This window comes from Ancylobacter crimeensis (assembly GCF_023016805.1).
Classification (GTDB): domain Bacteria; phylum Pseudomonadota; class Alphaproteobacteria; order Rhizobiales; family Xanthobacteraceae; genus Ancylobacter; species Ancylobacter crimeensis.
The window spans coordinates 1-11,137 of sequence record NZ_JALKCH010000020.1; the positions used below are offsets into that span (position 1 = coordinate 1).

At 60.1% G+C, this 11,137-nt stretch carries 12 protein-coding genes; 2 read left to right on the forward strand and 10 right to left on the reverse strand.

What is annotated here, in order from left to right; translation table 11 throughout:
• A partial coding sequence (locus tag MWN34_RS19370) for a ParA family protein (RefSeq protein WP_247030961.1) occupies positions 1–199 on the reverse strand: 199 nt, incomplete at its 3' end.
• A gap of 912 nt (positions 200–1,111) precedes the next feature.
• Here MWN34_RS19370 and MWN34_RS19375 point away from each other — a divergent pair.
• Complete coding sequence (locus tag MWN34_RS19375) at positions 1,112–2,167, forward strand: replication initiator protein A (RefSeq protein WP_247030962.1); 1,056 nt, start codon at positions 1,112–1,114, stop codon at positions 2,165–2,167.
• A 45-nt stretch (positions 2,168–2,212) separates the two neighbouring features.
• Here MWN34_RS19375 and MWN34_RS19380 read toward each other — a convergent pair whose 3' ends face one another.
• The 3 genes from MWN34_RS19380 to MWN34_RS19390 are packed head-to-tail and all read right to left on the reverse strand — an operon-like array spanning position 2,213 to position 4,387.
• On the reverse strand, positions 2,213–2,839 hold the full coding sequence (locus MWN34_RS19380) for a hypothetical protein (protein WP_247030970.1): 627 nt from the start codon (positions 2,837–2,839) through the stop codon (positions 2,213–2,215).
• A complete protein-coding gene (locus MWN34_RS19385) occupies positions 2,737–3,807 on the reverse strand; it encodes an AAA family ATPase (protein ID WP_247030971.1) in 1,071 nt (356 codons plus the stop codon). The genes MWN34_RS19380 and MWN34_RS19385 overlap by 103 nt, the downstream gene beginning before the upstream one ends.
• Positions 3,782–4,387 carry a recombinase family protein gene (locus MWN34_RS19390; RefSeq protein ID WP_247030963.1) on the reverse strand — a complete coding sequence of 202 codons (606 nt, stop codon included), beginning with the start codon at positions 4,385–4,387 and terminating at the stop codon, positions 3,782–3,784. The genes MWN34_RS19385 and MWN34_RS19390 overlap by 26 nt, the downstream gene beginning before the upstream one ends.
• Before the next feature lie 436 nt (positions 4,388–4,823).
• Between MWN34_RS19390 and MWN34_RS19395 the strand changes: the two genes are divergently transcribed.
• Positions 4,824–7,976, forward strand: a complete 3,153-nt coding sequence (locus MWN34_RS19395; RefSeq protein ID WP_247030964.1) for an Eco57I restriction-modification methylase domain-containing protein — start codon at positions 4,824–4,826, stop codon at positions 7,974–7,976.
• A 16-nt stretch (positions 7,977–7,992) separates the two neighbouring features.
• Here MWN34_RS19395 and MWN34_RS19400 read toward each other — a convergent pair whose 3' ends face one another.
• The 6 genes from MWN34_RS19400 to MWN34_RS19420 all read right to left on the reverse strand — a co-directional run.
• Complete coding sequence (locus tag MWN34_RS19400; protein WP_247030965.1) at positions 7,993–8,307, reverse strand: hypothetical protein; 315 nt, start codon at positions 8,305–8,307, stop codon at positions 7,993–7,995.
• A complete protein-coding gene (locus MWN34_RS19835; protein WP_486187720.1) occupies positions 8,189–8,785 on the reverse strand; it encodes an ArdC-like ssDNA-binding domain-containing protein in 597 nt (198 codons plus the stop codon). Before MWN34_RS19835 ends, MWN34_RS19400 begins: the two co-directional genes overlap by 119 nt.
• Positions 8,749–9,744 carry a hypothetical protein gene (locus MWN34_RS19405; RefSeq protein ID WP_247030966.1) on the reverse strand — a complete coding sequence of 332 codons (996 nt, stop codon included), beginning with the start codon at positions 9,742–9,744 and terminating at the stop codon, positions 8,749–8,751. The genes MWN34_RS19835 and MWN34_RS19405 overlap by 37 nt, the downstream gene beginning before the upstream one ends.
• Positions 9,744–10,235 carry a hypothetical protein gene (locus MWN34_RS19410; protein ID WP_247030967.1) on the reverse strand — a complete coding sequence of 164 codons (492 nt, stop codon included), beginning with the start codon at positions 10,233–10,235 and terminating at the stop codon, positions 9,744–9,746. Before MWN34_RS19410 ends, MWN34_RS19405 begins: the two co-directional genes overlap by 1 nt.
• Positions 10,236–10,295: 60 nt before the next feature.
• Positions 10,296–10,601, reverse strand: a complete 306-nt coding sequence (locus MWN34_RS19415; protein ID WP_247030968.1) for a hypothetical protein — start codon at positions 10,599–10,601, stop codon at positions 10,296–10,298.
• Between the two features lie 34 nt (positions 10,602–10,635).
• Positions 10,636–11,137 (reverse strand): hypothetical protein (locus tag MWN34_RS19420; protein ID WP_247030969.1); only part of this gene is annotated, 502 nt, incomplete at its 5' end.

Below are 11,137 nucleotides of genomic sequence, written 5' to 3' on the forward strand. Positions count from 1 at the left end.
CCAGCACACCTGCCTGTGCCGTTGCCACAATTGGCGTTGCAGCCTCGCGGGAACCGGCCCAGGCCGTTGCGCTCTCCTGCGGGTCGGCATCGATAATGCAAACCCGCTCGCCCGAGGCTTCGGCGGCGACGGCAGTATGAACAGAAAGCGTTGTTTTGCCGCTGCCTCCTTTCTGGCTCAAAAACGCAATGACGTTCATACGTCGATCCTTCTATGCTTCAATACGTATTGACGTGTTAAGCTATACACGTTCAGACGTGTTCACGTCAAGATTTTCGCCAGGAACCGGCCCACCGTGCTAGACTGAAAAGAGGTGGTGCCGCGTGTGGGAATGGGTTTCTTGCGATAAATCGTTCATCGAGGCCGATGTCATCCGCTGGCAGGAGCCAGTGTGGAAGCCACAGCGGCGCACAGCGGCTGGCCGGAAATCCCGAAAGCCTCCTGTGCGGATTGGCCAGCGGGTTGTCACCGGCCAGGTAGTGAAGATCGACAAAGCAGGATGGGTGCATGTCGAGGTCGCGGATTGTCGGATCGAGCCGGGGCCAGACTGGTGGAAGCCGATACCAGCTTACGGCAAAGGAGAGCTGGTTCGCCGTCAGTGCGTTAAGATAGGGCAGGGGCGGGTAGACCGCCTGCTTTGGAGTGATGAAGGGGCTAGAGCTGCGATCGTCAGCCGTTCTCGCTTCATCGGGGCTTAGGCGCTGCCCTCCCGGCTTGCTCTTCATTCATTGCCAAGCCTTTGCGCCTTGCCGCTGGCGCTACCGTTGATGGTTGGTAGTGCCCTTGAGGAAGTTATCCACAGGATGGCTGACGGAAGAGGGTGTTAAATTGGTGTTAGATTCAGTGTTAAGCGTTTCTGGAAACCCCTCAACCGATTGATTCAAAGGACTGAATCGGCGGTCCTTTTGCAGATTTGGTATCTGAAACCCCGAATCTTGGTATCTAATACCCCGAATCTTGGTCTTCAAAACCCCGAATCCGTCCTGCGGTATCTAATACCCCGAACTGCCGGTTCCTGCCTACCGGGGTATGTGAAACCCCGAATTATGGCAGATGGTATCTGAAACCCCGAACTGCTTGACTTCGGTATCTGAAACCCCGAACATGGGGCATGGTATCCGAAACCCCGAATCTGCCTGTTGTCCATGATGCGCTCCTGCCGGAGCGTCATCCGCAGTATGACTTGTTCATCTGCGACGTGGCTGATGCGGTGCTGAAAGACGTGATGCCGCAGATGGAGCATCCGTTTTATTCCCTGTCGAAGAAGCCGGAGACTTCTGTTCGTCGTTACGAGCACAACGGGCAGTGGTTGGAAATCACGCCCAGCGTGAAGGGTCTCGCCACAATCTATGATAAGGATATTCTGATCTACTGCATTTCGCAGATCATGGCGAAGCTGAAGGCAGGGGAGAAGGTTTCGCAGCGGGTGCGGATCAGCAGCCGCGAATTACTGATCTTCGCCAATCGCGGCACGGCGGGGAAGGACTATAAGGCGCTTGTCGAAGCTCTCGACCGCCTTGAAGGCACGCGCATCCGCACGAACATTGTCACCGGCGATGAAGAACAGGTCGATGGCTTCGGGCTGATCGACGCTTCATCCATTCGACGCAAGCACGGGCTCGACGGCCGCCTGATCCATTGCGAGATCAAGCTGTCGGATTGGGTTTTCAACGCCATCAAGAGCAATGACGTGCTGACGCTGCATCGTGACTATTTCCGGTTGCGTAAGCCTTTGGAGCGGCGCGTCTATGAGCTGGCCCGCAAGCATTGCGGCCAGCAAACCGCATGGAAAGCCTCTCTAGAGATTCTGCTGAAGAAATCCGGCTCTCAAAGCCCTGAGAAGCTGTTCCGGCAGATGATAAAGAACCTCGCGGCGAGCGATCACCTGCCGGACTACCGCGTTGAGTTCGATCCCAAGAAAGACATGGTGACATTCACCAATCGCGGCACGATGAAAGCCGCAGCGCCTGTGGCCGAGGCATGGAAGGGTGCGCTCGATCCTGACATTTACGGGGATGCCCGGAACGTCGCGCCAGGCTGGGACGTGCACTACCTCGAAGGGGAATGGCGTATGTGGCTGGGTGACAACGAGATCGCCCCGAAGAACCCGGAGCGGCATTTCATCAAATTCTGCGAGACGTGGTTCGCCAAACGCGGTCGGCCGTGATTGAGCATGGCGCTCTCGCGTCATGCGCCGACCGAAAGCCACGGATCAGGCTTGAAGGGCGTTGACGATGCGCAGGGTGCGCCTTGCGAAGCCCGTTAGCTCTGTCGGGTCGATCTGATCCGGCGTGGCGTCGGCCATGTTCTCCCCGTGGTGATACTGGCTCGTATAGCCGTTGATCTGGTCCAGCTCGTCATAAAGCGCCTGCGCGGGATGAACCGCGCCCCCCTCGCGTGTCTTTCGCACCATGTCTCCCAGCCAATCGTTGGCAAGGAAGCTGCCCGGATAGGTCGTCCGGCAATGGGTTTCGAGGACGACGCGCATCTTGCGGATAATGTCGAGCAGGCCGCCCGCGCCGGTCGTGAGATAGGTTTGCAGGTCGTCGATGTCGGTGGCCGTTCGGCCCCGGCAGGCGTGTTCCAAGTCCACTGGCATGATCTTCGAGCCTTGGGCGCGATGATCGGCAATCGTCAGCGCGACCCGCTCGGCGGCAGGCGACTTGTCCCAAACCTGCTTGAGGAAGGTGGCATCGTGCGAAAGCACGATCACCTGGGTGCACTTCCCGGCCACCTTCATGATTTCGTGCACGGTCTGCCGGCGGCGGAAAGCGTCCTGACTGTTAAAGGGATCGTCGAACACGACCAGCTTTCCGGCTGCTGCCGGATCGCGTTCCAGATGCGCGAGGAAAAACGCGAGGGCGAGCGTGGTGCGGTCGCCGGCGCTGAGGGTGTTCTTGAAGCTCGGCCGATCGCCCGGCGTCTTGCTGTCGCCAAGATCAACGGCCGTGTCGTTGATAACGAGCTGATAGCTCGATGTGGCGACGCCGCCAGGGTATCCTGCCCGCAGAAAGGACAGGTATCGTCGGCATGGCTGAGGCCGCCCGCGATCCAGTTGCCGCCGCTGGCCGTCATGCCATGCGCGGCCAGGTGCGCTGACAGCCTTTGCTCCGCGTCCTGCGCGATGTCGTCGATAGTGCGGGCCAGCAGGCCGATGAAATCCGCCGGCAAGGCCGGAATGGCAAATTCCGAGAGGGCCAGGCGGGCGCGCAGCGCCCCGGCCTGCCGCAGCGCGTCCACGCTGCGCGCCTGCGCCTCGATCTGCGCGGCAATGTCGGCCGTCTCCGGCAGGACAATGAAAGCGTCCAGCTTCATGACAGCCGGCACATGCGGCTGAACCGCCTTGCCCGCCGTGCTGATCTCGCCGGTCTTGGCGCGGCTCTCGGCGGCCAGGTCGGCATCCTGCGCCGCGAGCTTCACGCCGGCGTCGCCCACGATGACGCGATAGAGATTGCGCTTGTGCTCGATGTCCACGACTTCGCCGGAGTGGACGTTCTCCGCGACAAACACGCCGTCGAAGATGGCGATTGCGGGCTTGGTCGCGTTCCATGCCGTGCCGTCGAAGCGGGCTTGCCCGCTGTCCAGCAGCAGCTCGATCGCCGGCGCGTCGGTCGCGCCAAGGGTCTTGCGGCCGAGAACATGGGCGGGATCGCCGGTTTGCAGGGAGCGCAGGACGGCGCAGAGCGTCGTTTTTCCGTAGCCGTTCGCACCCGCAATGAAGGTGTGCTTGCCAAGCTGCGGATTGGGCGATGTGGCCGAGTTGCGGAACCGGCCGACGTTCTTAATCGAAATGATCTTCTTGAGCATTTGCTTCCCCCTGCGCCCCGATACCGCCGCGCCCGCCCGGCAAATGCCGGTAGAGCGTAGCCGGCGAAACCTTTAGCCGGTTTGCCACCTCGTCTACGGTGATTGCCGGATCGCGGAGCAGCGCCTTGGCCGCCGCCAGGTCGGCAGCGGAGAGGGCAGGGGGGCGGCCGCCTTTGCGGCCGCGATCACGCGCGGCCTTGAGGCCGGCGCGGGTGCGCTCGCGGATCACGGATCGCTCGAACTCAGCCAGCGCCCCGAAAATGTGAAAGATCAGCTTGCCGCCGGCGGTTGTGGTGTCGATCGCTTCCGTCATCGACCGGAATCCGATGCCCTGATCCTCAAGGGCAGCAACCGTCTCGATGAGCTGGGGCAGAGACCGCGCCAGACGGTCGAGCTTCCAGACAACCAGGCTATCCCCAGATCGCATGTAGGACAGCGCGGCGGCCAGCTCGGGCCGGTCGCGCTGCGCGCCGGATGCCTTCTCGGTGAATACCTTTTCGCAGCCCGCCGCCGTCAGGGCGTCGAGCTGCAAGGCGGGGTTCTGGTCCTGCGTCGAGACGCGGGCATAGCCGACAAGCATGCAAACCTCTTAAAACTCGTCTCACTATGGGGGAATTGAGAGATTCGTTTCAAGAGATAGTTTTGAGAGATACACGCCGGCCCAGCCGGCCCCGTGTGCGGCCTTGCCCTCAGCCTCGCAAAAACGTTCGTTTTCGAGAGCCTTGATCCCACCAGCCGAAACGGGCATCATGCACCTTGCAGCACGGTGCTGCACCATGCATCAGGGCCGCCATGACATCCAAGAACCGTATAACGGTGAACCTCTCGGACGACGAGCATCTAGCGCTCGAAGCCCTGGCTGCGCGGTCGAAGGTGTCGAAGGCTTGGATTGCGCGCCATGCGATCTGTGAATTGCTTGAGCGGTCAGCCCGTGACGAGCTTCAGTTACCTCTGCCGCTTCTGGGTCAGAGGGGAGGGGGAAAGAAGTGAGCTTGCCGGATCAGAAATCGCCAGCAATGACCACGCTGTATGCGAATCTCAAGAAAGACCGGCCTGCCTGGGTCAACGAAGAAGAGCTTCGGAAAGGCTGGCTGAAGCACATCGAAAACGACTTGGGCATCACGTTTCATGCGGAGAGAGGCCGCAACGATGCCTCGTACAACCAAGTCATCATAGAATTTAAGGGGCCAGGATTCTTCAAGGGAAGCACGAAAAGCGCCTCCTTTGTTGAGGCCGTTCATGATCGTCTTTTCAAATATATAAAAGCTCGCTCTAAATCCGAAGGGATACCGGAAGAGGATTATATTGGTATCGCCATAGACGGCGATCATGTCTGCTTTGCCTTCATGAAGGCAGGTGCGATTACTCACCGCAATCTTCTGCCGTTCAACGAGGCTTCCGTTGATCTGGTTGCGCAGGCTTGCTTTGATTCAAAGCGCCGCGCTGTCACCGCGATCAATCTGGTCGAGGACTTCGGCCACGAGGCCGAAATTGGCCATGCCATGATGGCAAGCCTAGTGCGCCAACTTGAGCGGCAGCTTACAGCGCTCGGCAACAACAAAATAAAGCTCCTGTTCGAGGAATGGCGGACTTTGTTTGGTCAGGTCGCCGATCTTTCAGCCGCGCAGGCCGCAGAGATTCGCCGGCATATTCCCTTCTCTCCTAAGCTCCCCGTAAGTGATACGGTTGCGGCCGCCTTGTTCGCGATCCACACTTACAACGCCTTCGTCATGAAGCTTCTCGCTGCGGAGATCGTGGCGCAGTACAACCTCACGGCCTACCCTGATTTCTGTGAGCATCTGCTTGGGCTTGATGACGACCAACTCTTGGACCTCCTAGATAAGGAAGTGGAGAGGGGTGCGTTCTTTGAAGCCGCTCGGATCGTGGGTTTCGTCGAAGAAGCAGTGTTCTCGTGGTACGTAGATCGGAGCATCCCTGCGGCCGATCGGGCCGCGACCTGCTCAGCTATCCGGCCGCTGTTAACGCAGCTCGCCCTTTACCGCATGGACGACCTCAGCGCGGCGCGCTCACACGATGTGCTGAAGTCCTTCTATCAGGCGTTGGTGCCAGAAACCCTCCGGAAGGCTCTCGGAGAGTTCTACACGCCGGACTGGCTGGCGGATGTTGCTTGCGATCGGGCTGAAGTTGCTGATTGGAGCGCAGTGCGGGCACTCGACCCGACCTGCGGCTCAGGTTCCTTCTTGCTTGAGGTTATCCGGCGGAAAAGAGAACTCGCAGACCAAGCCGGCCTGTCGCCCGCCGACACGTTGACCCGCGTGCTGGATGAGGTGTGGGGATTTGACCTCAACCCCCTCGCTGTTCAGGCGGCGCGTACCAATTTCCTGATCGCCATTGCCGACTTGGTCGCGCTCGCTGGCATCGAAGTCGAGCTGCCGGTCTTGTTAGCAGACGCCGTTTATTCGCCGGCGCACTCGCCGACCGCTGGACAGGAGTTTGTCGAATACGGGATTGGTAGCGCCCAGGCCGATCTCAACATCCTGCTACCGGCGGCCCTCGCGTTTGATCGACGCCGGCTCGACGACGCCTTTTCGATCATGGCTGACGCTGTTCACGATGAACAGGAATACCCTGACGTAGAACAGCTTCTTGTCGGAGCTGGGATCATATCGGCGAAAGAGGCGGAGGGGTGGCGCGACGCTCTCGGATCGACCTATGGCCAGGTTCTAGAACTTCACCGCAAGGCGTGGAACGGAATCTGGTTCCGCATCGTGCGTAATTTCTTCTGGTCAGCCGTTGCCGGGCAGTTTGATCTCGTGATCGGCAATCCGCCGTGGGTCCGATGGTCCAACCTGCCCGAACTCTATCGGCAGCGGATTAAGCCAACGTGCGAGCAATACACCATCTTCTCGGAGACCCCCTACCACGGGGGAAATGAGCTCGATATCTCCGGTATGATTACATACACCGTAGCAGACAAGTGGCTAAAGCCTGGCGGCGTTTTAACATTCGTAATCACGCAAACACACTTCCAGTCTCCTTCGTCGCAGGGATTCCGAAGCTTCCGCATCAATGAAAACTACAATCTGGTCCCGGAACGCATCGACGATCTGAAGAAGCTCAAGCCCTTCCCCAAGGTCGCCAACAAAACGGCGATCATGCGCTTGCGCAAAGTCGATCAAACGATAAGGACGAGCTTCCCAGTGCCATACGCCATTTGGGAGAAGAATGCCGGGGAGTCCGCGGCGATCCCGGAGGGGCTGACAAAAACTGCGGTTCTGGCACGGGTCCAGCAACACGCATGGGAGGCGAACCCTGTCAACGGTGGAAATTCTCCGTGGGCAATTCTACCGCCTGGCAGGTTTGCGGACATGGCAAGCTTGCAGGGACAGAGCGATTGGGTAAGCGGCCGGAAGGGTGTGACAGCCGACCTCAATGGCGTGTACATGGTCCGCATCGTCGATCAGAACGCTGCGACCGGCCTGGTCCAGGTCGAAACGCGTCCAGAGGCTGGGAAAACTGATATCGGACCAGCGCGACGCTTTTGGATCGAGCCGGATTTACTCTATCCGCTTCTGAAGGGAGCCAGTGACTTCTCCGCATGCGACGTGCATGTGAAGGATCAGCTCTATATCATGGTGCCCAATAATGGCATCACTGGCGCTGAATACAAAGCGGCAGAGGCGAGCGTATTCAAACTCAAGCAGACAAAGAAATTTCTAGATCACTATAAATCACTTCTTGAGCGTAGATCGACCTACAGGCTTCGCCAGAAGGGCGCGCCATATTTTGCTGTGTACAACACAGGATCGTATACATTCTCTCCGTTTAAGGTTGTTTGGGCAGAACTATCAACCACCTTTGAAGCTGCGGTGTTCACTAGTTCCACCGTTCCTCTCATCGGGGCGCGTCCTTATGTGCCTGATCACAAAGTATACTTTGCCGACTTTGACTCGGAAGATACTGCGTATTTCGTGTGTGGCATTCTTAATTCCACTCTTGTGAAGGAATACGTCGAGAGCCATACAATCCAGATTCAGGTGAGCAACATTTTTAAACACCTGAGCATACCTCGCTATAATCCCAAGGATGCGGGGCACAAGCGGCTCGCCGCCCTCGCCAAACGCGCCCATGCCGCGAAATCACAAAAAGTCCGTCAGGACTTGCTCGCCGAGATGGACGTCGCGGCGGAACAAATCCTGACGGCATGAGAACGGCCCTCACCCTCTAAAAGAGGGTGAGCTGGCGCGCGGACGCCACGTGCTGTTTCCAGGCAGGGGCGGCGGCTTCTTCGTCGAGCCAGGCGCGCACGAAGGCCACCGGCCCGCCGTAGCTTTCGATAACCTCGGCCGTGGTGAAGTGCGAGCGGAAACCCGTTTCGGTGATCGGCAGCATGGCACGATCGGGGCTGACGGCTTCGATCTCAAGATGAGCGGTGTCCCATCCGAGACTGTCGCCGGTAGAAAGCCAGTGCGGCTCCCAGGTGATGGCAAGCCGGATGCCGTTCCAGATGGCGTCGAAGGTTTCGATGTGTCTTGTCATGATGTTTCTCCTTGGTTTGCATCGCCCCAATCGGGCGTGCCCACGGAGAGCCAGGCGCGCGGCGCGGCGTCAGACAGGAAAATTGGGGGAGACCTTCAGGGGGAGCCGAGGCTTCCTGTTGACGCTGGAAGCGCCCGCGCATGGAAGGGGGCATGACACTGCCCGAAGGGGGTGCAAACGGCACAAGGGGAACATGACGATACTGGCACCTTCCGGCGCGATCAGTGCGGCAAGCTCTGGCAGTCATATAGCTCGGGGTCGGGATCGGTGACGTGGCCGCGATCGTTGAACACGCGCCCATCCCGCAATCGAAACCAGAGGCCACGGCCTTCGCCCATCTTGTGATGATGCACGGCCAGCTCCACGGCTTGAACCAAGGGCGCACGCCCTGTTCCAGCCCTGCCACAATGGCGCTCGTCACTTTCTCATAAACATCTGCTTTCATTTCACTTTTTCCTTTGGCTTGGGGGTTGCGCATGCAACCCGACTAGCCACGCGGCAATGAGCGGGGGATCGGCGGTCAGGACCGGAAAACGGGGGGATGGGGCGGGCCGGAGCGCAGCGACTACACGGCCCCCGTTTTCCGCCCCCTGGGGCTTGGTCTTGACGGCCATGGGGTCGCAGACCCCCAAACAGGAAAACCCAGCCGATGAACTTGAGCAGGCCCCACAGCGGAAAAGCCACGAGCGCCGCCCCGAACAACGAAACGATGCCGGGGAAGGTCAGGAACTGGAAATGCAGGAAGCGCAGCCACAGGGCGGGCGCGGCCGGCATGTCGGCCACCCACTCCCACAGGACCGGCAGGCGCAGCAGCAGGGTCAGGCCGAGGATTTGTAGGCTGGCGCGCCGCAGGCGGACCGCCCAGGTCTCCGAGGGCCGGAGCTTGGCCGGCCCGAGCCAGTGCCCGATCAGGGCATAGGTGTTCACCAGCACGAAGACGATCACCAGCAGGGTAAGGAACACGACAGGGATCGCGGACCAGAGGTCCGACAGCATCCCCGGCAGGTCCAGGTGCACAAACGCCTGCACATTGTCCCAAAAGGTCGGGTCTTGGCCGCTATAGCCATAGCGGCGGTTAATCTCGGCAACCCGGTCGCGGGCAAGATTGGTGGCGATGAAATGTATCTGGCGCTCCGCGCCAAGGGCGCGCCAGCGGGCAAGGATGGTTTCTGCGGCTTGCCCGAGGCGGCGGTTCTCCGGCTGCCAGGCGGCCTGGTCGATCTGGCCCGTGCTGAATTGGCGCTCGTTCTCGACGGCAGCCACAAAGTTGTCGGCCAGGGTGCGGGCATCGGTCATGAACTGCTGCTGCTGCGCCGGGGTGAGGCGTTCCAGCACGGGATCGCCGGTCCCCTGCCCTACGGCAGGCCCGACAGCGGCCCACAGAAGGCCAAGGAACACGATGAAGGCGGCAAAGGGTAGTCTGGCCGCCCGCAGCATCAGAAGACCCAGTCCTTGCCCGTCTCAGGGGCTTCCTTGGGGATCGCCAGCTCGGGCGCGCCCTTTGCGGCGCACAGATCGTTCCATACCTTTGCATAATAAGGGTGAACGGTAGGGTGCACGGCGGACAGGCCGTCCAGCATAAGGTCGAGTTCGTTATAGACGCGACGCGACAACTCGGCGCTGACCGGCTCGGGTGCGCGGCCTGTGGCCGCCGCATCCAGCCTTTCGACATGCGCCAACAGCTGCAAGAGCCTTGGCTTCACGGTGATCGTCACCGGCACGGGGTCGGATGTGTCGTTCATGGCCGCGTGCAACAACTCTCTCAGCTGCCGCACGTCCGGCAGGGCGTCGAAGGCTGCGCGCAGCTCGGCAAGCTTCGGATGCGGGGCCAGATCGGGGATATTCCTCTCCCCTTCCTCCCGGGCATCGAGCGCGGTTTGCACCTCTGGCGGCAAAGGTTCCTGATCGTCATGCGGCAGGTTCGGCATCCGAAAACCCTAAATACGTATCCACGTTTTTAGCTATATGCGTTCCAACGTATTAGCGTGCTAACGTGAGTGAGGATCAAGCGGCGGAAGCCCATACTGTGCAAGAACCGCCGAAAATCCCGCTTCTGCCATTGCCTGAATCGTGGTGCCTTCGGCATCGGCAAGCTGGCGCAACCTTTGCCAGTCGGTCCGGCGCACTTTGACAGTCAAGGCGACGGTCTCGCCCCCGCCTCTCTTCCGGCGCGGAAGCTGCACGGACGCTTGCACCACCTCAACCGGAATTGGCACCGAGGCGGGATCGTCCAGAGGAATGGTTGCCGCTTTGGGCCTCGTGAAGGCCGCGAGGCCAGTCGTCTTCTTTGTCATGAGTACTTCCTCACTAACGTTGATACGTATTTAGCTATTCACGTTCTAGCGTATTTTTGATCCAGTCCCACAAGGCGCGGATTTCATCGGCAGCCTTTCCGTCCGCTTCAAACTCTGTCACGGCGCGGCCGGTTGTGACCGCCCGAGCGAAGGCGCGGCGGTCAGTGATCTCGCCGGGAAGGATCGGCAAGCCGTAGTCCTTGAGCGCGATGCGGGTTTCCTCGATCTCTGGTGCACGGAAGGGGCAGGCGGACAGGACGAAGGCACCCTTCACTTTGGCGGCTTGGATGATTTCAAAGGCGGCCGGCACTGCGGCCAAGTCGAAGGCACTTGGCCGGACAGGGATCAAGACAAGATCGGCCCGGCGTGCAATCTGGCTAGCGGCCGGAGCCGCGTGTGGCGGCGCATCGACGACGACAAGGCTGATTCCGTCCTGCTTGGCAGCGGTCAACGCTGCATCCAGCACACCTGCCTGTGCCGTTGCCACAATTGGCGTTGCAGCCTCGCGGGAACCGGCCCAGGCCGTTGCGCTCTCC